The sequence below is a fragment of the Dietzia sp. B32 genome, assembly GCF_024732245.1.
Taxonomy (GTDB): Bacteria; Actinomycetota; Actinomycetes; order Mycobacteriales; family Mycobacteriaceae; genus Dietzia.
Genome location: NZ_CP093845.1, coordinates 1,540,771 through 1,562,601 on the forward strand (window position 1 = coordinate 1,540,771; position 21,831 = coordinate 1,562,601).

Annotated in this window: 20 protein-coding genes; 10 read left to right on the forward strand and 10 right to left on the reverse strand. The window is 70.4% G+C overall.

Going from position 1 to position 21,831, the window contains the following annotated elements:
* The first annotated feature begins 102 nt into the window (after positions 1-102).
* Positions 103-2,280 carry a prolyl oligopeptidase family protein gene (locus L8M95_RS07375; protein WP_260488832.1) on the forward strand — a complete coding sequence of 726 codons (2,178 nt, stop codon included), beginning with the start codon at positions 103-105 and terminating at the stop codon, positions 2,278-2,280.
* Here the strand turns inward: L8M95_RS07375 and L8M95_RS07380 are convergent.
* The 9 genes from L8M95_RS07380 to groL all read right to left on the reverse strand — a co-directional run bounded on the left by L8M95_RS07380 (position 2,240) and on the right by groL (position 8,415).
* Positions 2,240-3,142, reverse strand: coding sequence for an alpha/beta fold hydrolase (locus tag L8M95_RS07380; protein ID WP_260488833.1), 903 nt, complete (start codon positions 3,140-3,142; stop codon positions 2,240-2,242). The two genes, L8M95_RS07375 and L8M95_RS07380, sit on opposite strands and share 41 nt — an antisense overlap.
* A gap of 148 nt (positions 3,143-3,290) precedes the next feature.
* Positions 3,291-4,394 carry an alpha/beta hydrolase family protein gene (locus tag L8M95_RS07385; protein ID WP_260488834.1) on the reverse strand — a complete coding sequence of 368 codons (1,104 nt, stop codon included), beginning with the start codon at positions 4,392-4,394 and terminating at the stop codon, positions 3,291-3,293.
* Between the two features lie 369 nt (positions 4,395-4,763).
* Positions 4,764-4,928, reverse strand: coding sequence for a hypothetical protein (locus L8M95_RS07390; RefSeq protein WP_260488835.1), 165 nt, complete (start codon positions 4,926-4,928; stop codon positions 4,764-4,766).
* Positions 4,929-5,052: 124 nt separating this feature from the next.
* A complete protein-coding gene (locus L8M95_RS07395; protein ID WP_260488836.1) occupies positions 5,053-5,208 on the reverse strand; it encodes a hypothetical protein in 156 nt (51 codons plus the stop codon).
* Between the two features lie 432 nt (positions 5,209-5,640).
* On the reverse strand, positions 5,641-5,793 hold the full coding sequence (locus L8M95_RS07400; protein WP_260488837.1) for a hypothetical protein: 153 nt from the start codon (positions 5,791-5,793) through the stop codon (positions 5,641-5,643).
* A gap of 49 nt (positions 5,794-5,842) precedes the next feature.
* On the reverse strand, positions 5,843-5,989 hold the full coding sequence (locus L8M95_RS07405; protein ID WP_260488838.1) for a hypothetical protein: 147 nt from the start codon (positions 5,987-5,989) through the stop codon (positions 5,843-5,845).
* 208 nt (positions 5,990-6,197) lie between these two features.
* Positions 6,198-6,353: a hypothetical protein gene (locus tag L8M95_RS07410; protein ID WP_260488839.1), complete on the reverse strand. Its 156-nt coding sequence runs from the start codon at positions 6,351-6,353 to the stop codon at positions 6,198-6,200.
* Between the two features lie 51 nt (positions 6,354-6,404).
* Positions 6,405-6,548: a hypothetical protein gene (locus tag L8M95_RS07415; RefSeq protein WP_167457909.1), complete on the reverse strand. Its 144-nt coding sequence runs from the start codon at positions 6,546-6,548 to the stop codon at positions 6,405-6,407.
* A gap of 244 nt (positions 6,549-6,792) precedes the next feature.
* Positions 6,793-8,415 (reverse strand): chaperonin GroEL, encoded by a 1,623-nt coding sequence (gene groL, locus L8M95_RS07420; RefSeq protein WP_260488840.1) that lies wholly within the window; start codon positions 8,413-8,415, stop codon positions 6,793-6,795.
* Positions 8,416-8,700: 285 nt separating this feature from the next.
* On the opposite strand from groL, the gene L8M95_RS07425 reads away from it, so the two are divergent.
* Positions 8,701-9,177: an SRPBCC family protein gene (locus L8M95_RS07425; RefSeq protein ID WP_260488841.1), complete on the forward strand. Its 477-nt coding sequence runs from the start codon at positions 8,701-8,703 to the stop codon at positions 9,175-9,177.
* Positions 9,178-9,183: 6 nt separating this feature from the next.
* Positions 9,184-9,903, forward strand: a complete 720-nt coding sequence (locus L8M95_RS07430; RefSeq protein ID WP_260488842.1) for a hypothetical protein — start codon at positions 9,184-9,186, stop codon at positions 9,901-9,903.
* A gap of 20 nt (positions 9,904-9,923) precedes the next feature.
* Here L8M95_RS07430 and L8M95_RS07435 read toward each other — a convergent pair whose 3' ends face one another.
* The gene (locus tag L8M95_RS07435) at positions 9,924-10,667 is read right to left on the reverse strand and encodes a hypothetical protein (RefSeq protein WP_260488843.1); all 744 of its coding nucleotides are present in this window, start codon (positions 10,665-10,667) and stop codon (positions 9,924-9,926) included.
* 79 nt (positions 10,668-10,746) lie between these two features.
* On the opposite strand from L8M95_RS07435, the gene L8M95_RS07440 reads away from it, so the two are divergent.
* From L8M95_RS07440 to L8M95_RS07470, 7 genes are all read left to right on the forward strand, one after another.
* Positions 10,747-12,183 (forward strand): M20/M25/M40 family metallo-hydrolase, encoded by a 1,437-nt coding sequence (locus L8M95_RS07440; protein WP_260488844.1) that lies wholly within the window; start codon positions 10,747-10,749, stop codon positions 12,181-12,183.
* Positions 12,184-12,270: 87 nt separating this feature from the next.
* Entirely contained in the window at positions 12,271-13,449 is a 1,179-nt protein-coding gene (locus L8M95_RS07445; protein ID WP_260488845.1) for an alpha/beta hydrolase family protein, read from the forward strand.
* Positions 13,450-13,499: 50 nt separating this feature from the next.
* Positions 13,500-15,731 (forward strand): AAA family ATPase, encoded by a 2,232-nt coding sequence (locus L8M95_RS07450; protein ID WP_260488846.1) that lies wholly within the window; start codon positions 13,500-13,502, stop codon positions 15,729-15,731.
* A gap of 165 nt (positions 15,732-15,896) precedes the next feature.
* The gene (locus L8M95_RS07455) at positions 15,897-16,442 is read left to right on the forward strand and encodes a hypothetical protein (RefSeq protein ID WP_260488847.1); all 546 of its coding nucleotides are present in this window, start codon (positions 15,897-15,899) and stop codon (positions 16,440-16,442) included.
* A gap of 132 nt (positions 16,443-16,574) precedes the next feature.
* The gene (locus tag L8M95_RS07460) at positions 16,575-19,619 is read left to right on the forward strand and encodes a Na+/H+ antiporter subunit A (RefSeq protein WP_260488848.1); all 3,045 of its coding nucleotides are present in this window, start codon (positions 16,575-16,577) and stop codon (positions 19,617-19,619) included.
* Positions 19,616-20,209: a Na(+)/H(+) antiporter subunit C gene (locus L8M95_RS07465; protein ID WP_260488849.1), complete on the forward strand. Its 594-nt coding sequence runs from the start codon at positions 19,616-19,618 to the stop codon at positions 20,207-20,209. Before L8M95_RS07460 ends, L8M95_RS07465 begins: the two co-directional genes overlap by 4 nt.
* The gene (locus tag L8M95_RS07470; protein WP_260488850.1) at positions 20,206-21,831 is read left to right on the forward strand and encodes a Na+/H+ antiporter subunit D; all 1,626 of its coding nucleotides are present in this window, start codon (positions 20,206-20,208) and stop codon (positions 21,829-21,831) included. The genes L8M95_RS07465 and L8M95_RS07470 overlap by 4 nt, the downstream gene beginning before the upstream one ends.

Consider the following 21,831-nt stretch of genomic DNA (forward strand, 5'->3'; position numbering starts at 1 on the left):
GGCTACCGCAGATGCTACTGACCTCACGAACGCGTAACAAGAGCCTGTGAACATCTACCGTGCGTTTCGGTCTGTTCGCTTGGTCACGTGCATCATCGAGGCATGACCGACACCGTGATCCCCGACCCCCATCTCCACCTCGAGGCCGTCGACTCCCCCGACGCTCTCGGGTGGGTGCGCGAGCGCAGCGAACAGACGGTCGCCGACCTCGCGGGCGGCGAGCACGCCGAGGCCGCGCACTCCCGGGCACTGGAGATCCTCGACGCCACCGACCGGATCGCGTGGCCCGTCCTGCGCGGCCGCTACGCGTACACGTTGTGGAAGGACGGGGACCACCCCCGCGGGCTGTGGCGCCGGGTGCCGTGGACCGTACTGACCGACGGCGCGCCGGGGGTCGACCACCCGGCGTGGGAGACGCTCGTCGACGTGGGGGCCCTCGCCGACGAGGAGGGCGTCAGCTGGGTGTACTCCGGCACCGTCGTACGACGCCCCGCCGACGACCGGGCGCTCCTGCGGCTGTCCCGCGGTGGCGCGGACGCCGTGGAGGTCCGCGAGTACGACCTCACCGAGCGCCGGTTCGTCCCCGCGTCCGAGGGCGGGTTCCACCTGCCCGAGGCGAAGTGCTCGGTGTCCTGGGTGGACCGCGACACCGTGCTGCTCACCGCGCCACTGGACCCGGCCGGCTCCGACGCCACCGATTCGGGTTATGCGCGCGTGGTCCGACTGTGGCGGCGCGGGACCGATCCCGTCCAGGCGCCCGCGATCTTCGAGGGCCGCACCGACGACGTCGCGGTGGGGGCCTCGCACGATCCGGTCACCGGCAGGTTCCTCGCGAGCCGGGCCCCGGACTTCCACACCTCACAGGAGGTCTTCTGGACCCCGGGCGCCGATCCCCGCTCCACCCCACCCCGTGCGGTCCCCGTGCCCGAGGACTGCGACGTCACCTCGTGCGGCGACTGGCTGCTGCTCCGCCCCCGCACCGACCTCGAGATCGCCGGCGACTCCCATCCCGGCGGGTCGGTGCTCGTCGTGCGGTGGGCCGCCGTCGACGCCGACCCGGAACGGCTGCCCGAGCCGGTCGTGTTGTTCTCCCCCACCCCGTCGACGACCGTCGAGGACATCACGTGGGGCAGGGGCCGGATCCTGCTCACCGTTCTCGACGACACCGAGTCGCGGATCGACGCGTACGCGATCCCGCACGACGCCGAGGGCGAGTGGACCCCGTTGCCCGTGGACGGCCTGCCGGACCACGTCTCGGTCGACGTCCTGTCCTGCGACCGACTGTCCGGGATCGACGACCCGGCCTCCGCGGCGGGCGATCTCGCGGCCCCGGGTTCCGGGAGCGGGCGGCCCCACCCGGATGACGCGGTGCTCGCGGTCTCCGGGCCGGTCGTCCCCCCGTCGCTGGTCCTGCTCCGCGCGGACGGCAGCACCACCACCCTCGGCTCGACCCCGCACCGCTTCGACACCTCCGGGATCGAGGTGACCCGCCACACCGCGGTGAGCGACGACGGCACCGAGGTGCCGTACACCGTCATGCGCGGGCCGGGCCCCGACGGACCGAGGCCGACGATCCTCTACGGCTACGGCGGGTTCGAGGTGTCCATGCGGCCCGCCTACGCCGCCCTGCGCGGCGCGCTCTGGCTCGAGGAGGGCGGGGTGTACGTCGTGGCCGGGATCCGCGGGGGCGGCGAGTACGGTCCGTCGTGGCACCGGGCAGCGGTGCGGGAGAACCGACCCCGGGCGTTCGAGGACTTCGCGTCCGTGGCCCGCGCCCTCGTCGAGACGGGCGTGACGACCCGCGACCAGCTCGGAGCGACCGGCGGGTCCAACGGCGGCCTGCTCATGGGGGTCATGCTCACCCGCTACCCGGAGCTCTTCGGGGCCCTCGCGATCGCCGTGCCCCTGCTGGACATGAAGCGCTACCACCTGCTGCTCGCCGGCGCGTCGTGGATGGCCGAGTACGGGGACCCGGACTCCGCCGACTGGGACGACTTCCTGGGGGCGTACTCGCCGTACCAGCAGATCCGGCCCGCCTCCGAGGTCCGCTACCCTCCGGTGCTCATGACCACCTCGACCCGGGACGACCGCGTCCACCCGGGCCACGCCCGCAAGATGACGGCCGCGCTCGAGGCCGCGGGACACGACGTCCGGTACTACGAGAACATCGAGGGCGGGCACGCCGGCGCCGCGGACAACTCGCAGGAGGCGCGGAAGGCGGTCCTCACGTACGAGTTCTTCAGGCGTCGGCTTCCTCGTCGTCGTCCCGACCTGGGGTGACGGCGCCCAGTTCCCTGTCGATCCACGCCAGCACCCGGGCGACCACCTCCGCGGGACGGCGCGCCCACGCGTTGTGGCCCAGCGCCTCCGGCTCCAGCTCCAGCGTGGTGGGCGCCGACGGGAGCATGGCCAGGAGGTTCCGTGCGGCGCCGGCGGGAGCGAGCTGGTCGTCGGCGATGACCACGGCCAGCGCGGGGACGGTGACGCGGGCCAGACCCGCGCGGTAGTCGATGTCGGCGCGGGCCGGCTGCATGTCGCCGCTTCCGGCGAGCCGCGACCAGTCGCGGACGCGGCTCGCCGGGATCCTGCCCTCGGCGCCGAAGAACTGGCCCGGCACGTGCCCGGACAGCCGGCCCAGCGTCGGCAGGATGATCGAGGCGGCACGCAGCTTCGTCCCCAGCGACCCGGGGAACCCCCGGTGGAACGGGGACTGGGCTGCGACCGCGATCAGGCCGATCACCCGCGGGTCGTGCCGGGCCAGGTGGTAGACGCCGATCTGCGCCCCCATGCTGTGGCCGAGCAGTACGACGGACCGGCAGCCCAGACGCTGCTCCATCGCGTCCAGCGCGAGCGGCACGTCCTCCCCGGCACTCTCGTGATATCCGGCGGGTCCGCTGCGCCGTCCGATGCGGTAGGTGCTCTCCCCCTGGCCGCGCAGCTCGGTGATTGCGACATCCACGCCCTCGGCCGCCAGCGCGCGGGCGACGGGGAGGTAGTAGCGGGCGCCGACGGCGATGCCCGGCAGCAGCAGGATCGCCGGCCGTCTCCCATCCTGCTGATCGGCTTCCACGATCAGCAGCGGGCTGGTGCTGCCGTCCGAGTGCTGCAACTCGACCCGCTGCGGGTACTCGATCTTGGTCATGTGTACAGGATGCCGGACTGCACTCCGATCGGCACGGCAACCCCGGAGACGACGAACCCCGCCCCACCTTTCGTCGGTGGGACGGGGTTCGTGGACGTCCGGGGCGCCGGGTGCGCGGACCTGCCGTGCGGGCGCCTGCGTCAGTCGATCAGATCGCGCCGTAGCGCGCGCCCATCGCCTGGGCCATCATCGGCCACGACTGCTTGAGGTCGTCCTCCCAGTAACCCCACGAGTGCGTGCCGTTGGGCGCGAAGTCGAAGTGGGCCGGGATTCCGAGCTCGCCGAAGCGGCGGGCGAGGTTGGCCGTGCAGTACTGGGTGGCCGCCTCGATGATGCCTCCGACGATCGCCTGGTTGGCCAGCGCCGGGATGCTGTTGCGCAGACGCCAGTTCTCGAGCGACTCGTGCGGCCCGGGCAGTCCGTTGCCGGTGGAGATGAACATGGCGGGCAGCTGGTTCTTCGCGATCTGGTCCTTGAAGCGCCACGCGCCCCACACCGGGTCGTTGTCGGTCCAGCCCGCACCGGGGAAGGGACCCCACATGTTGTCGAGGTTCGCGCCGCCACGCATGCCGGTGACGATGTTGATGAACTGGTACCCGATCGGCGTGGACGTCTCGGCACAGCCGGAGTAGGAGCCGATGGCCTGGAACTTGCCCGGGTGCTTCTGGGCGATCGTCAGGACCGAGGTGGCGGTCATGGAGATCGCGGCGAGTCCACGCTTACGGCCCTGGTAGTTGCCGCCGTACCTGTTCTCGAAGAGGTTCGGGAGCTCCTCGGCGAGGTAGGTCTCGAACGCCATCGGGCGAGTGGTCTCGCGAGCGTAACGGGTCTGCACGTTGGGGTCGTGCTTCTGCCAGTCGGTGTAGTACGAGAAGGCGCCGCCGATCGGGGTGACGGTCCAGGCGTCCTTGTCCGACATGAACTTCTTGACGTCGGACTGCGCCTGCCAGGTGGCCGAGTCCTCGCCGCCACCGGCGCCGTTGATCAGGTACAGCACCGGCGCTCCGGCGTTACCGTCCCGCGGGGGCTGGACGATGTTGGGGACCTCGATCGCCATCTTGTCCGACCACACCGAGACGATCATGCGGCCGTCCGGCAGCCTGGTCTCGACGACCTTGTTCTGGGCCGTGGCCTTGGTGTACTGGATGCTCCCGCCCTGGGCCTGGGCCGTGCCCGTGGCGACGACGGGGACCATGGCCGCAGCGAGGGCCGCTGCCGCGACCTTCGTGCCGAACCGCTTCACTGAACGCATATTTCGACGCCTTACATTCTCGTTGTTCACAGACGGACCCGGGCACGCTCTCACGGAGAACGCTAACCCGATTCCCAGTAGTCACACAAGTCCCATTGAACACACCTGTACCACCGGTGTGTCCCATACTTGCGAATTGCATCCGCAGGGGACTGCCCCGAGGATTCCACATCCGGGCGAGCCGGTGGGAACCGCGGAGCCGGCCGCTGCGGCTCACGTCAACAATATCGACGGCACTTCGGTTCCCGTTACCGATATGAGAAAATTCATAAGCCCGACGGCTCGACCGCCGAGAACGGGGACCGCGCCGCGGCCATGACAAAGGGCCCCGGGCCGCAGCCCGGAGCCCTCATCGAGCCAGTTCGCGACTCAGACCTTCATGAAGCCGTTCGCGATGGCGGTCTGGAGATCGCCACCGGCGAAGTAGCCGATGCCCTTGACGATGTTGTTGATGGCGCCGACGAACGTGCCGCCGAGGTCGAGGAGGCCGCCCTTGCCGGCGACCGGAGCGAGCGAACCGAGGTCGATACCCATGCTGTTCTCCTGAAAAATGGGCCCGGATGAGGAACCGGGCTGCGGTGGTGGAGCTGGAGGTGGTTGCTTTTCGCCACAACCGGGGCGGACGCTGCGATCAGGACCGCGGCGAAGCTGGCGTGCTTCAGGCTGCGTCGGCGCCGCCGCCGAGGCTGGCGAAGGCGGTCTCGAACGCGTCGAGCGTGCCGGTGCCGTTCACCGAACCGAAGACGGCAACGGCGCCATCGATGAGGTTCTTGACCGCGCCGAGCGCGTCGCTGATCGCCTTGAAGTCAGGCATGTGTTTCTCCCTTTAGTGTGGTGTCGCCCCGGCTCACGGGGCCCTGGGTAAGGTTAGCCTAAGTCGCACCCATGTCAATTATGACGTGCGTCTCAGCTCACCCCTCGCACACCGGCAGTGAGCTCGGTGCCGGGCGTGTGCCCTGAGTCACCATAAACTACGAACCCTTAAGAAGTCTCATTAATTGAAGGCATTCGAACGAAGTTCGTCTGGCGCTCACCCGGAGGCCCGTCGGCGCTGGTCAACCGTTCACCGTCGACACCCGCCGTACACCCGGGAGCGCGCTCAGGGGCACCCGCTCCGCAGTAGACCCCGCCCCCGGCGATGGCCGATCCCCAGGCACCGTAGACACGAAACGGCCCGCGCGAGGGAGAATCGCGCGGGCCGTTCCTCTCCGCCGGGGCAGTCGCGTCCCCGGCGGGGGTCATGGCACTACATGAAGCCGCCCGTCAGCGCTTCCTGGAAGTCACCTCCGGTGAAGTACGCAAGGCCGGAGAACAGGTCTTCGAACGCGCCGAGGAAGCCGTTGAGGATGTCCAGCGCGTTGCTGACGCCGGTCAGGGATCCGAACTCGGGAAAAATCATCGTCTACTCCTTGGGTCTGCGAATGTTCGGGGTGGATGGTTGTCGACCGCTACTCAGCGCTGATGCTGGAGATGGCCTCGACGAAGGCGTTGACTCCCGTTTCACCGCCGCCCGCAGATCCCGTGAACACGACGACGGCGCCGAGGATGTCGGTGATCGCCCCGAAGAGGTCGGACAGCTGACCGAAGTTGGGCATGAGGTCTCCGTTCCCAGTTGCTTCATGCGCCCAGTAGAGCGCCTACCGGCAAGAGTAAGAAGCGCTCCATCTCGCCACAAGGTCCGCAACACAATTGTTACCGCGGGTCACATACTGCGTCCGCTGAGCCCCCGAAATGGACTATGGCCCGCACCGGGGGATCCGGTGCGGGCCGTCGGGGCAGTCGCCTCCCCCGACAGGGCCTATCTCACTGGAGGAACCCTCCCGCCAGCGCTTCCTGGAAGTCACCTCCGGTGAAGTACGCGAGTCCGGAGAACACGTCTCCGAACGCGCCGAGGAAGTCGTTGAGGAAGCCCAGTGCGCCACTGACGCCGGCAAGGGATCCGAATTCGGGGAATGTCATCGTCTGCTCCTAGGTAGGTGGTGGTGGTGAGTTACGGGTGGGTAGTGACCGCTATTCGGCGCTGATGCTCGTGATCGCGCCGATGAAGTCGTTGACCCCACCCTCGCCACCCAGGGACCCGGTGAAGAAGACGACGGCGCCGAGGATGTCGGTGATTCCGCCGAAGAGGTCGGACAGTTGACCGAAGTTGGGCATGGGGGTCTCCGTTCTCAGTGTGTTCCGGCGCCCTCCGAGGCGCCTGACACAGACATTAGGGCGGCCGTTCAGCAGCCACCAGAGACGAAACCGTTCATTAACCGCAGGTCACAGACGTTTTACGCGGGGAGGCCCACGTGACGATCGTGTTACGTGACCCGACGCCCCGGGAGAGCCCGACAAAAGCCGTGGCCCGCACCGGATCTCCGGTGCGGGCCACGGCCGCGTGCTGGGGTGGGCTACATCAGAAGCCCATGCCGCCCATCTCGTCGCCACCCGGCATGGCGGGCGCGGCGGGCTCGGGCTTGTCGGCCACGACGGCCTCGGTGGTGAGGAACAGCGCGGCGATCGACGCGGCGTTCTGCAGCGCCGAACGGGTCACCTTGACCGGGTCGTTGATACCGGCCTCGAGGAGGTCCTGGTACTCGCCCGTGGCGGCGTTCAGGCCCTGGGCACCCGGCAGGTTCCGGACCTTCTCGGCCACGACGCCCGGCTCGAGCCCGGCGTTGAAGGCGATCTGCTTGAGCGGGGCGCTGAGCGCGAACTTGACGATGTTCGCGCCGGTGGCCTCCTCACCCTCGAGGGACAGGCCCTCGATGGCGACCTCGGACTTCACCAGGGCGACGCCGCCGCCGGCGACGATGCCCTCCTCGACGGCCGCCTTGGCGTTGCGCACGGCGTCCTCGATGCGGTGCTTGCGCTCCTTGAGCTCCACCTCGGTGGCAGCGCCGGCCTTGATGACGGCGACGCCGCCGGCGAGCTTGGCGAGGCGCTCCTGGAGCTTCTCGCGGTCGTAGTCGGAGTCGGAGTTCTCGATCTCGGCGCGGATCTGGTTGACCCGGCCCTCGATCTGACCCTGGTCCCCGGCGCCCTCGACGATGGTGGTCTCGTCCTTGGTCACGACGACCTTGCGGGCCTTACCGAGCATGGAGATGTCGGCGGTCTCGAGGGAGAGGCCGACCTCCTCGGAGATGACCTGGCCACCGGTGAGGATGGCGATGTCCTGCAGCATGGCCTTGCGGCGGTCACCGAAGCCCGGGGCCTTGACGGCGACGGACTTGAAGGTGCCGCGGATCTTGTTGACGACCAGGGTCGACAGGGCCTCGCCCTCGACGTCCTCGGCGATGATCAGCAGCGACTTGTTCTCGCCGATGACCTTCTCCAGCAGCGGGAGCAGGTCCTTGACGGTGGAGACCTTGCCCGAGACCAGCAGGACGTACGGATCCTCCATGACCGCCTCCTGGCGCTCCGGATCCGTCATGAAGTACTGCGAGATGTAGCCCTTGTCGAAGCGCATGCCCTCGGTGAGCTCGAGGTCCAGACCGAACGTCTGGGACTCCTCGACCGTGATCACACCCTCCTTGCCGACCTTGTCCATGGCCTGGGCGATGAGCTCGCCGATGGCCGGGTCGCCGGCGGAGATGCCCGCGGTCGCAGCGATCTGCTCCTTGGTCTCGATCTCCGTGGCGGAGTCGATCAGGTGCTTGGTGACGGCCTCGACGGCCTTCTCGATGCCGCGCTTGATGCCCATCGGGTTGGCACCCGCGGCGACGTTGCGCAGGCCCTCGCGGACGAGCGCCTGGGCGAGAACGGTGGCGGTGGTGGTTCCGTCGCCGGCGACGTCGTCGGTCTTCTTGGCGACCTCCTTGACCAGCTCGGCGCCGATCTTCTCGTACGGCTCCTCGAGCTCGATCTCCTTGGCGATGGAGACGCCGTCGTTGGTGATCGTGGGGGCGCCCCACTTCTTCTCCAGCACGACGTTGCGGCCCTTGGGGCCGAGGGTGACCTTGACGGCGTCGGCGAGCTGGTTGAGACCGCTCTCCAGGCCGCGCCGGGCCTCTTCGTCGAACGCGATCATCTTTGCCATGGGGTGAATCATCCTCCGGGTATGGGGTGACACGCACGTGGTCAGCGTCGGTGCCCGCGACGGACGGTGCGGACCGTGTCGGATCCGCGCCTCACCTTGCGACCTCAGTTCTCAGATCTTGCTGGCACTCAGGGTAGCCGAGTGCCAATCGCTTTTCTAGCACTCGCCCCCGACGAGTGCAAAGGCCCGGATCGGAAGTTCGCGCTCGGCGAACGCCCCTCATCCGCCCCTGCCCTGCCCTACCATCGAGACGCCGTCCCAGCCATCCGTCGGAAAGGCCCGTCAATGCCCACCGAAGCCGCCACCGAAGGCGCCATCGAGAGTTCCATCGAGATCGACGCCCCACCGGCCCGGGTCTGGGAGGTCATCTCCGAGGTCCGCAACGCCACCCAGTGGAGCAGCCAGGCCTGGAAGATCCTCGCCCTCGGCGGCCGCACCACCAAGGGGACATGGGCACTGAACCTCAACAAGCGGGGGCCGCTCCTCTGGCCCACGACCAGTCGTGTGGTGGAGTTCGAGCCCGGTCGACGTTTCGCGAACCGCATCACGGAGAACACCACGGTATGGGTGTTCGAACTCGAGCCCACCCCGTCCGGCGGCACCCTCCTCACCGAGCGCCGCGAGGTCCCGGACGGGCTCACCTTCATCTCCCGGTTCCTCACCGACAAGCTCTTCGGTGGCCAGCGGTCGTTCACCAGCGAGATGGACCGGGGCGTGTCCGCCTCCCTGCAGCGCATCAAGGCCCTCGCCGAGCGGGGCTGACCCGGGATGACCCGGGCCGCCACGGCCCTCGTCGCCGGTTCCCTCGTCGCGTCGCTCTCCGGGTGCGCCCTGTGGCCGGGGGGCGTCGACGACGCCGACGAGCCCACCCGTGAGCAGCCCGGGCCCACCCTGGCCGCCGGTCCCCCACCCGCCGACTGGCAGGACGTGCGCAGTCCCACCGGGCTCGTGTACTCGGTTCCGCCCGGGTGGGAGGTCGGGGATCCCCTCGGCGGCGACACCGAGGGCGGTGATCCCGGGTCCGACTGGGGCTCGGGGTACGTCACCACCGCCAACGCGATCGCCGACCGGGGCTACTGCCGACTCGGGGGCCTGAGCTTCCGGACGCTGGCCGGCATCAGCGCGACGGTCCTGCCCGGTGAGGCGCGTGAGCAGGCCGAGTCCGCGTCCCGCGCCATGGCGGACTCGATCGACCGGCGGTTCACCGAGGCCGGTGCCGACGTCCCCGTCCCCGAGGCCCGCAGCATCGGAGTCTCGGGGGTGCCCGCCTGGTACGTGTCACTGCGGGGAGAGGTTCGGCCGCCACGCAACGCCTGCACGCCTCCGACCATCCGCTTCGACACCGTCGCGGTGTCCACACGGGGGCCGGACGGCGCACCCGCCTCCATCGTGTTCGTCCTGATGTCCGACGAGGGAGAACCCGGCGTCCAGCCGACCGAGACGGTCGACGCCGTGGTGGCGTCGTTGCGCTACGAGAACTCCGTGTGACGTCGGCTCGGCCGTCGGCGTCAGGCCGCGGTCGCCCTGCCCCTGTCGCCCGTGCCGTCCGCCGCGGGACTCGCGTCTCCGTCCGAGGCCGGGGCGTCTCCCGCGAGACACCCCGCCCAGTTCTGGTCGCACCGCGCCCACGCCCACCCGGCATCTGCGGCGGTATCGGCAGCATCCACCGGGACGGCCAGCCGGTATCGGGGGACGTCCGGTCCGTCCGATGCCTCGATCAGCAGGGTCCGACCGGAGCGTTCATAGCGGAACCAACGCTCGTCGTCGACCCCGAGCTCCAGCCGGTCGCCGTCGATCATCAACTTGCCGATGAGCTGGGACAGGAGTTCACGGGTGACCCACGGCAGGGTCCCGCGCGGCCGTCCGCGGACCGCGTGGTCCGCGATCCCCGCACCCGTCATCGCGGGTCGACGGTGGACGTCGATGTCGATGCGCTCCCGCGGGTCGGCCACCAGTCCCAGCTCGGGCGACGTGACGCGGAGCTGGCGCGGCGCGGCGAAGCGCATGACGGCGTTGACCACGAGTGGGCGCGTGATGACCTCGGGCCGGATGACGACGCCGACGCCCTCGATCTCCGGTCGCGAGCACAGAGCACCGGTCTCGCCGATCGCCTCGGCCTCCGGGAACCGCTCGGACACCTCGTCCCGCAGGGCCTCGAGGTCCGCCCGCACGTGCGCCGGCAGCTCGTCGAGGCTCGCGAGCTCACGAAACTCCCCCTCGGTCGGGGTGACGACGATCACAAAGCTACTCATGTCCCCACCATACTTCATGCTCCGTTCACTTTCCGTTCATGTTGCGATTCGTGTCGGACGCGCGAACTACTCTGGGTGCATGGCCGTCTCCCCCGCGTTCGCCGATGCCCACCCCGACCTCGCCCCGCTCGCCGCCGCGGTCGCCGCCCAGCTCGACCGGGCCCGCTCCGACCTGGCCGACCTCGTGACCCTGCCGTCGGTGCACGGTGCCGAGCCGGAGGCCTGCGCACAGGCCTGTGAGCTGGTCCGCGCGCTGCTCGCGGACCTACCGATCCCCGGCCTCGGACCCGAGTCCGTCGAGGTGATCGAGACATCCGACGGGTCGCGCGCGGTGTTCGCCCACCGCCCGGCCGCGCCCGGCCGACCGACGGTGCTGCTGTACAGCCATTACGACGTCCAGCCGTCGGGGGACCCCGGCGAGTGGACGTCCTCCCCCTGGGAGCTGACCGACCGCGACGGCCGGTGGTACGGCCGGGGGGCCGCGGACTGCAAGGGCAACCTCGTCGTCCACCTCGCCGCTCTGCGCGCCCTCGCCGCGATGGGTGACGACGACGAGGGCGGCGCCCCCGGGCCGGACCCGCTGGACGGCCTGGGGATCCGACTCGTCGTGGAGGGCTCCGAGGAGACCGGCGGAGGGGGGTTGGACGATCTCGTGGCCGATCGGCCCGACCTGGTGGCGGCGGACGCGATCCTCATCGCCGATTCCGGGAACGTCTCGGTCGGCACCCCCACGCTCACGACCAGCCTCCGGGGGATCGCGAACGTCGTCGTCGTCGTCGACACCATGGAGGCCGGGGTCCACTCCGGACAGTTCGGGGGCGCGGCGCCGGATGCGCTGGCCGCCCTCATCTCGATCCTGTCCTCGATGCGCGACCCCCACTCCGGCGCCACGACCGTCGACGGCCTGGACTTCTCCGGCGAGTGGGACGGGCAGGCCTATCCCGAGGAGACCTTCCGCGGCGACGCCGGGGTCCTCGAGGGGGTCGGGGTCTCGACGGCGGCACCGCTCGCGGACCTGGTGTGGTCCCGCCCCGCGGTGACCGTGCTGGGCATCGACTGCCCTCCGGTCGAGGGCGCGATCGCCGCGGTCCAGCCGCGGGCCCGCGCCCTGGTCAACCTGCGGGTGCCGCCGGGGATGGAACCGGAGGACGCGCAGCAGTTGCTGGTCGAGCACATCGAGCGGAGGCGCCCGTGGAACGCCCGGGTGACCGTCGAGAAGGAGACCGTCGGCCACCCGTTCCGCTCGGTCCCGGCCGGCGGCTCGGACCCGGTGCACGACCTGCTCTCGCAGTGCCTGGCGCAGGCCTACGGCGCGGATGAGGTCGCCGTGGTGGGCTCCGGCGGATCGATCCCGCTGTGCACAGCGCTGCAGCGGGCGCATCCCGACGCGAGCATCGCATTGTTCGGCGTCGAGGACCCCGCGGCCGCGATCCACTCCCCCGACGAGAGCGTCGATCCGCGGGAGATCGAGCGCATCGCACTGGCGGAGGCGGCGTTCCTGCAGCGCTACCGCTGAGACCGACCGGTAACAGTGTGACGGGAAGAGCCGATAATGGCTCCAGTGGCGGCAGTCGATCCGCGCCGCCAGTGAGAAGGAGCTGCCATGTCCGTGCCCGCACTCGCCCACCGCGCAGGCCGCGCCCTCCTCGCGACCGCTGCCGCCGCCGCACTGACGGTGGGGCTGCTCCCCGCACCGGCGCAGGCGCAGGCGCTACCGGGATCGATCAGCCCGGAGCAGATCGCCAACGGCGCTCTCGGCGCGGTCTCGCCGGAGAGCCTCAGCCAGCTCCTCTACCTCGGCAACCTGCCGGGCTCGTCCGGGTCCTCGATGATGGGCATCGCCAACCGACTCGGTTTTTCCCCCAACATGTTCGCCGGCCCACCGCCGCCGGCACCGCAACCCAACCCGAACATCACCGAGACCCGTGTCGTGCGCAAGGACGTCGACGGTCGCTACGAACGGTGGCTCATCGACTCGGCCGACATGAAGCGCGGGATCACGGTCGAGGTCCACCGCGCGCCCGACGGCAACCGCAACGCGCCGTTCCTGTACCTCCTCGACGGCGTCGGCTCCGAACTCCCGAGCGGCTTCATGCAGTGGGGCGCGGCCGAGCAGTTCCGCGACGAGAACGTCAACCTCGTCATCCCGACCGGCGGCCAGGGGTCGATGTGGGCGGACTGGAACGAGCCCGACCCGGTGCTGGGCATCAGCAAGTGGGAGGCCTTCATCACCCGCGACCTGCCCGCCCTGATCGAGCCCCAGGTCAGCACCAGTCGCAGCCGCGCGATCGGCGGCATCTCGATGGGCGCCGGAGCGGCCGTGACCATCGCGACGCGCCACCCCGATCTCTACCGGGCCGTGTTCGGCGTCTCGGGCTGCTACTCCACCGACGCGCTCGGCCAGATCCTCACCCGCTACACCGTGGAGAGCCGCGGCGCGACGCTGACCAACATGTGGGGCGAGCCGGGCAACGCGCAATGGGCGGCCCATGACGCGCTGATCAACGCGGAGCAGTTGCGCGGAAAGGCGATCTACCTCTCGTCCGGCACGGGCGTGGCCAACCCGGGCGACTGGGAGGACTACAACGACGACGCCGCCAACTTCGTCGCCGGCATGGCGCTCGAGCAGGCCACCGGGCAGTGCACGCGCGCGGCGGACCGTCGCCTGCGCGAACTGCGCATCCCGGCAAAGATCGACCACCTGCCCACCGGGCTGCACAACTGGTCCTACTACTCGCGCCAGATCCCCGTCGCCTGGAACGCCATCCGCGGCGCGCTGTAGCCGCGCCGGGGCGCAGGGGGCCCGGTGACGGCCGCGATACGCTCACCTCCGTGAACCCCCGCCCGGATCTCGACCTGACCCTGCGACTGTCCGCGTCCGCTGCCGACTCCCGACGGGGGATCGTCCGCGCGCACCCGGAGGTGATCCTCGCGCTCGGGATGCGGGAGTGGGACGCCATCGAGATCATCGGCGCCCGCACCACCGGCGCCGTGGTCGCCGCGGCACCCAGGGGCGCTCCGAGCGGGGTTCTGGTGGTCGACGAGGTGGTGGCCGCCAACTGCGGGCTGGGTGAGGACGCCCGGGTGACCGTGCGGGCCGCACAGGTGACGGGCGCGCAGTCCATCGAGGTCCAGGGCCTCCCGCCGGCCGGCCGCGGCGTCGCCGAGCGGGTGCTGCGCTCGGCGCTGCTGGGCAAGGTGGTGCGCGTCGGCGACTCGGTCACGCTCATGCCGCGCGACCTCGGCCCCGACTTCCCCACCTCCGACACCACCCGCACCCTGCGCAACACCATGGGCGCGGCATGGAGCACCGAACTGCTCACCGTCACCGCGACCGTGCCGGACGGGATCGTCTCCATCCAGCCCACCACCGCGGTGGTGACCGGAGCGGGATCGACGACGAACACGGCCGGCCCGTCCGCTCCCGCCGCCGTGGGATCCCGCGGACCGGGGATGGCCGAACCCACCGGTGCGGCCGGCGGTTCGGCCATCACGGCCGTCGCGCGGGAGGACCTCGTGGGCGTCGCCGACCGGGCCGAGGTGTTGGAGCAGTGGCTCTCGCTCGCGCTGGACCGATCGGAGCTGCTGCGGACGCTGGGCGCGTCGCCGCACCTCGGGGTCCTGGTCGCCGGCCCTCCCGGGGTCGGCAAGGCGACTTTGGTCCGCTCCGTCGCGGGGGACCGTCGACTCGAGGTGCTCGACGGGCCGTCGGTCGGCGCCCTCGACCCCGCCTCGCGACTGGAGGCGGTCCGTGCAGCCGCCGAGCGAACCCGGGACGGCGGCGGGATCCTGCTGGTCACCGACATCGACGCGCTGCTCCCCGCCGAGGCCGAGCCCGTGTCCACCCTGGTCCTCGACCGGCTCCGCTCGGTGGTCGCCACGCCCGGATCGGTGCTGGTGGCGACGTGCGTGCACCCCGAGGCCGCCGACGCGCGGCTGCGCGAGCCCGACGTCTGTGACCGCGTCCTGGACCTGCCCCTGCCGGACGCGGCCGACCGCGCGGCGCTGCTGGAGGTCATGCTCCGCGACGTCCCCACCGCCACGGTGGACCTCGCGGCCGTCGCCGACCGCACGCCCGGATACGTCGCCGGCGACCTCCGGGCGCTCACCCGGGAAGCAGCCCTGCGCGCGGCCGGGCGGGCGTCGGGGGACGACGCCACCGCCCTCTCGTCCGCACGCCTCGAACAGGACGACCTCCTGGGCGCGATCAGTGTGATCCGGCCGCTGTCGAGGTCCGGCACGGAGGAACTGAGCCTGGGGTCCATCACCCTCGACGACGTCGGGGACATGGAGGAGGTGCGTCAGGCGCTCACAGAGACCGTGCTCTGGCCGCTGCAGCACCGGGACTCCTTCGAACGGCTGGGAGTGCAGCCGCCGCGGGGTGTCCTGCTGTACGGCCCGCCGGGCTGCGGCAAGACGTTCGTCGTCCGGGCCCTCGCCTCGAGCGGCCGTCTGACCGTCCACATGGTCAAGGGTGCCGAGCTGATGGACAAGTGGGTCGGGTCGTCGGAGAAGGCCGTGCGCGACCTGTTCCGCAAGGCACGTGACTCGGCGCCGTCGCTGGTGTTCCTCGACGAGATCGACGCCCTGGCCCCGCGCCGGGGCCAGTCCGGCGACTCGGGCGTCGGCGACCGCGTGGTCGCAGCCCTGCTCACCGAACTCGACGGCGCGGAGCCCCTGGGCGACGTCGTGATCCTCGGCGCGACCAACCGGCCCGAGCTCATCGACCCCGCCCTGTTGCGTCCGGGGCGGCTCGAGCGGCTGGTGTTCGTCCCCCCGCCGGACGCCGCGGCCCGCGCCGACATCCTCCGCGCCGCGGGCCGCGACGTCCCGCTGGCCGAGGACGTCGACCTGGCACAGCTCGCCGCCGACCTGGACGGTTACTCGGCCGCGGACTGCGCGGCGCTTCTGCGGGAGTCCGCACTGACCGCGATGCGACGCGACATCGACGCGGCCGAGGTCACCGCCGACGACGTGGCGCGGGCCCGCCGCGCGGTCAAGCCCTCCCTCGACCCGGTACAGGTGGAGGACCTGCGACAGTACGCCGAACGGCGCGAGAGCTGAGGGTCATGGGCTTGCCGTGGTCCACAGCGGCCACCTACAGTGTGTAGCCATGCGGAAGATTCTCGTAGTAACCGGACGTAACGGGGCCTGACAGACCGGCACCCCCGTTGCGTGGTTACTCCTTCTCGTCGGTCACCGCACCGACGTACGAGAAGCGAGAACACCATGTATCCCACCGCGAATCCCCCTCTCGGCCACCGTGCCACCTCCGCCACACCCACGTGTCCCTTCGCCGAGCGATTCGGCCGTCGACTGCCGCGCGGGTTCGCCGCCGAGGCCGCGGGGCTGGACTGGCGCACGCTGGTCGACACCTACGCCCCGTCGTCCGACCACTTCCATCTCGCGGACCTCTCCCGCCGCCCGCTGGGCCGGGGCATCACCGCGTACGAGGCGATCCTGGCCACCCGCGCGCCGGGGGACGCACCCGGGGAGTTCACAGCCCACCGCCTGACCACCGAATCCTGTGGTGACCTCACCGCGATGTCCGACATGCTGGGGCGGGTCGGCGCACGCACGGAGATCGAGCGGTTCCACCAGTACGAGGGCCACCGGTACGGGGACCACTCGTTCGGGGACACCGAGTCGTGGTGCACCATCCTGCGGGCCGGCTGCGGGCGGCGCGAGACGTGGGCCCTCGGGTTCGGCCAGACCTCCTCCGAGGCCTCCATCGCCGCACTCCTCAGCGCCGCTACCCGCCTTCACCTGCGCTGAAGGTGGTCCGGAAACACTGTTCTGTAAAGTGATACCCGAAACCACGCCCCGGTCGACCACCGGCTTCCCGCCGTCTCGCGGCGGGTGCGTCCGCATGTCGTCGTCCGTTCGACGCAAGGAGAGGAGCCGCCGGTGATCGTGATCCTCGCGGCCCACGCCGTGGCCGCCCTGATCGCGATCCCGCTGGTGTTGAGGCTCGGCCGTCGCGCCTTTCCCCTCCTGGCCGTGGTCCCCGCCGCCGGTGCGGTGTGGGTCGCGGCCAACCTCGACCGGGTGCCTACGGAGTCCCTCCAGTGGGCCCCGGGGATCCATCTCACGCTGGACCTGCGGATGGACGCGCTGTCCGCGCTGATGTCCCTCATCGCGCTCGGCGTGGGCGCGCTGGTCCTGTTCTACTGCACCTGGTACTTCGACGACTCCGAACCACGTCTCCACCTGTTCGCGGCAGAGCTCGTCGCCTTCGCGGGCGTCATGTTCGGCCTGGTCGTGGCCGACAACATGATCCTGCTCTACATCTTCTGGGAGATCACCTCCGTACTGAGCTTCCTGTTGGTCGGCCACTACGCGGAGCGCGCCTCGTCCCGCCGCGCCGCCACCCAGGCACTACTCGTCACCACCCTCGGCGGCCTGGCGATGCTCGTCGGCATGATCATCCTCGCGCAGGAGGCCGGGTCGTACCTGCTCAGCGACATCGTCGCGGCCCCGCCGTCCGGAGCCGTCATCCACTGGGCACTCGCGCTCGTCATCATCGGCGCGACGAGCAAGTCCGCCATCGCGCCCCTGCACTTCTGGCTCCCCGGGGCCATGACCGCCCCCACCCCGGTGAGCGCCTACCTCCACTCCGCCGCGATGGTCAAAGCCGGGGTCTTCCTCGTCGCGGCCTTCAGCCCCGGACTGTCCGGCTCGTCCACGTGGCAACTCCCGCTCATCGCACTGGGTCTGGGCTCCCTCCTCATGGCCGGCTGGCGCGCACTGCGCGAGACGGACCTCAAGCTGGTCCTGGCCTTCGGCACGGTCTCCCAGCTGGGCTTCCTGCTGGTCCTGGTGGGCATCGGGTCACGGGACACCATGCTCGCCGGGCTCACCATGCTGCTGGCACACTCGCTGTTCAAATCGTCCCTGTTCATGGCTGTCGGCGTCATCGACAAGACCACCGGCACCCGCGAGATCCGCGAACTGTCGGGGCTCGGCCGCACCCGGCCCGCACTGGCGGTGTTCTTCACCCTCGCCGCCGCCTCGATGGCCGGACTCCCTCCCTTCCTCGGGTTCATCGGCAAGGAGTCCGCGTTCGCCACGGTGCTGGTCGAGGGTCGCCTCCACGGGATGCCGTCGATCGTCGTCACCGCCGGCCTGGTGCTGGGCTCGGTGCTCACGTTCTCCTACACGGCCCGACTGGTCATGGGAGCCTTCCGGGCCAAGCCGTCCTTCCAGGACGGGATCAGCCCCGCGGTCGCCCGTTCGAAGCCCGTCAGCCCGTGGTTCCTCTCGGTGCCCGCGGCCCTCGCCGTCGCCGGCCTGGTGCTCGGCCTGTGGTCGGCCCCCGTCGAGAACCTCCTCGTCCGGTTCGTCGACGTCGCGTTCCCGGCAGGCAGCCCGTGGCGCGGCGAGGAGGACTACCACCTGGGACTGTGGCACGGCTTCGGCATCCCGCTGGCGCTCACCGCGGTCGTCTACGTGCTGGGAACGATGCTCTACGTCGCCCAGCGGACCGTCGAGCGTATGCAGTTCGAGTCGCCCGCCCTGGGTAACGCCGACCGCATCTACGACGCGGTCCTCCGCTTCTTCGACCTGCTGTCGCTCCGCCTCACCGCGAGCATCCAGCGCGGCTCGCTCCCCCTGACGCTCGGCATCATCCTGGTCACCCTGGTGCTGTTCCCGTTCGCGTCACTGATGGTCGGCACCCGCGAGGGCCTGCGTATGGAGCTGGCGAGCAACCCGGTCGTGCTGTTCGTCATGATCCCCATGACCGTCGCCGCGATCGCCGCCACCGTCCTGCGCAACCGCCTCGCCGCGGTGATCAGCACGTCCGTCACCGGCTACGGCGTCGCCATCATCTTCGCCTTCCACGGCGCCCCCGACCTGGCGCTCACCCAGGTGCTGGTCGAGACGCTGCTGATGGTCGCGTTCGTCCTGGTCCTGCGCACCATGCCCGCCGAGGTCCCGCTGTCCGACGGCTTCCGCCGGATGCGCGCCTGGCTCGGCATCGGGGTGGGACTGCTCGTGGTGATCGTCGGCGCGTACGCCATCAACGCCCGCCAGCATCCGGCGGTGTCCAGGGTCTTCCCGGACATCGCCTACGACATCGGCAACGGTGCCAACGCCGTCAACGTCACCCTCGTCGACATCCGCGCCTGGGACACCCTCGGCGAGATCACCGTGCTGCTCGTGGCCGCCACCGGTGTGGCCAGCCTCGTCTTCCGCAATCGGCGCTACGGTTCGGGCCCGCGCCTCGCCGACGCCGACAAGACCCGCTCCGGCCGGCGCGGCATCGAAGCCGCCCGGATCGTCATCGAGGCGCCCGGCGCCTCCCCCGGCCGCTGGTTGGTCGGCGCGACCGTCCGCGATCCGCGGGCCCGCTCCCTCGTCCTCGAGGTCACCACCAGGCTCATCTTCCCGACCATGATGATCCTGAGCCTGTTCTTCTTCTTCGCCGGGCACAACAACCCCGGTGGCGGCTTCGCCGGCGGTCTGGTGGCGGGCCTGGCACTGGTGCTGCGTTACGTCGCCGGTGGCCGATACGAACTCGGCGAGGCCGTGCCGATCGACGCGGGTCGGATCCTCGGGTTCGGGCTCCTGCTGGCCGCCGGCACCGCCACCGCCTCCATGTTCTTCGGCGCACCGCCCCTGTCCAGCGCCACCTTCGAGGGGACGCTCCCGGTGTTCGGGGACGTAAAGTTCGTCACGGCACTGTTCTTCGACGCGGGCGTGTACCTCATCGTCGTCGGACTCGTCCTCGACATCCTCCGCAGCCTCGGTGCGCGACTCGACCTGGACGCCGAGGACCTCGAGGAGCTCCGGGCCGTCTACGTCGACGCCACCGACTCGCCGTCCACCGCCGCCCTGCGTCGCGTCCCCGGTGTCGACGGCGCCGCCCCGCGGTCCGATCTGGCCGCCCGCCGCGCCGCACGCCTCGAGGCCGCCGAGAACCAGGGCTCCACCCCCCAGGGAATGCCATGACCGCCGACTTCGCCCTGCTGCTCCTCGCCGGCATCCTCAGCGCCGCCGGCGTCTACCTGCTGCTCGAGCGGGCGATCATCAAGATCCTCCTGGGCATCATGATCCTGTCCAACGGCGTCAACCTCCTGATCCTGGCTGCCGGCGGTGCCCCGGGGAACCCACCCATCCGCGACCGGACCTGGGGAGACAACTCCATCGACTCTGATCCGCTGTCCCAGGCGATGATCCTCACCGCCATCGTCATCACCGCCGGGGTCGGCGCCTTCATCCTGGCGTTGGCCTACCGCTCGTACCAGTTCACCACCGTGGACGAGGTCGCGGACGACGCCGAGGACACCAAGATCGCCCAGCGCTCCCCCACCGACGCCTGGTCCGCGCCCGACCGCGACGCCTCCGACGACCACACGACCGGTCTGCCCACCGAGCTCGGTGACCACGTCGACTACGACGACGAGGACCTCGAGGAGGCCGAAGCCGAAGCCGCCGCAGAAGCCCGCGCGGAGGCGCAGGCCCGGGCCGAGACCGAGGCCCGGAGAATCGACCTGCGCGAGAAGCGCTACAAGGACGCCGGAAAGGAGGAGGACCTGTGATCTCCCCCGACCTCTTCGGCTACCTCATCCCGTCAGTCGTCCTCGCCCCGCTGCTGGCGGCCGCCCTGTGTCTGGTGGTCTCCCGCCGCCCGCGGATCCAGAACCTCATCACGATCGTCACCTTGACCGCGGTCCTGGTCATCTCGGGCGTCCTGCTGGTGCTGACCGAGCAGCACGGGATGCACACCGTCCAGGTGGGAGGCTGGGACGCCCCGGTCGGCATCACCCTGGTCGCGGACCGACTCAGCGCGCTCATGCTGTGCGTGTCCGCCGTGATCCTGCTGACGGTCATCATCTACGCCGTCGGCCAGGGCGTCCGCGACGGCGACGGTGACCAGCCGATCTCGGTCTTCCTGCCCACCTACCTCGCGCTGGCCGCCGGCCTCAACGCGGCGTTCATCGCAGGCGACCTGTTCAACCTGTTCGTCGGGTTCGAGATGCTGCTGGCCGCGTCCTACGTCCTGCTCACGCTGGGCGCCAGCCAAGAACGTGTCCGCGCGGGAGTGTCCTACACCGTCGTGTCGATGGTGTCCTCCATGGTCTTCCTGCTGGGCATCGCACTGACCTACTCCGCCGCCGGAACGCTCAACCTCGCCCAGCTCGCCGCCCGGATGGCGGAGGTCCCCGAAGGACTGCGGAACACCATCTTCGCCGTGTTCCTCGTGGCGTTCGGCATCAAGGCCGCCGTGTTCCCGCTCTCCACCTGGCTGCCCGACTCGTACCCGACCGCGCCCGCCCCGGTCACCGCGGTGTTCGCGGGCCTGCTCACCAAGGTCGGCGTGTACGCGATCATCCGGTTCCACACCCTGGTGTTCCCCGGCGGCAGCATGGACGGGGTCCTGCTGGTGGCCGGCCTGCTCACGATGGTCGTCGGCATCCTCGGTGCGATCGCCCAGTCGGACATCAAGCGAATACTGTCGTTCACTCTGGTCAGTCACATCGGCTACATGATCTTCGGCGTCGCACTGTCCACCGAGTCCGGGCTCAGCGCCGCGATCTACTACGTCGGCCACCACATCGTCGTGCAGACCACGCTCTTCCTTGTCGTGGGCCTGATCGAGCGCCAGGCGGGATCGTCCTCCCTGCGCCGTCTGGGTTCGCTCGGCGTCGTCAGCCCGGTTCTCGCCGTCACGTTCCTCATCCCGGCGCTCAACCTGGGCGGGATCCCGCCCTTCTCGGGCTTCGTCGGCAAACTCGCCGTCGTCCAGGCGGGTGCCGAGGTCGGTGGCGGACTCATGTGGGTGCTCGTCGCGGGCGCCATGGTCACCAGCCTGCTCACCCTGTACGTCGTGGTCCGCGTGTGGTCCAAGGCGTTCTGGCGGCCCAGGGCCGACGCCCCCGAGGGCGCGATCGCACTGGCCAAGCCGCTCGCACTGCTGCCGTCCGACGAGTACGTCGAGTTCGACGAGCGTGACGAGGTCGGCCGCATGCCGTGGAGCATGCTCGCGCCGACCTGGGCCCTCATCGTGGTGTCCCTGCTGATGACCGTCTTCGCCGGCCCGCTGCTCGCGGTCACCGACGGCGCGGCCGAGAGTCTGATGGAACGCGTCGAGTACCTCGAGACCGTGCCCACCGATGCGACGCCCGAACGCTACGTCGACTCCGTGACGGGGGTGCGCTGA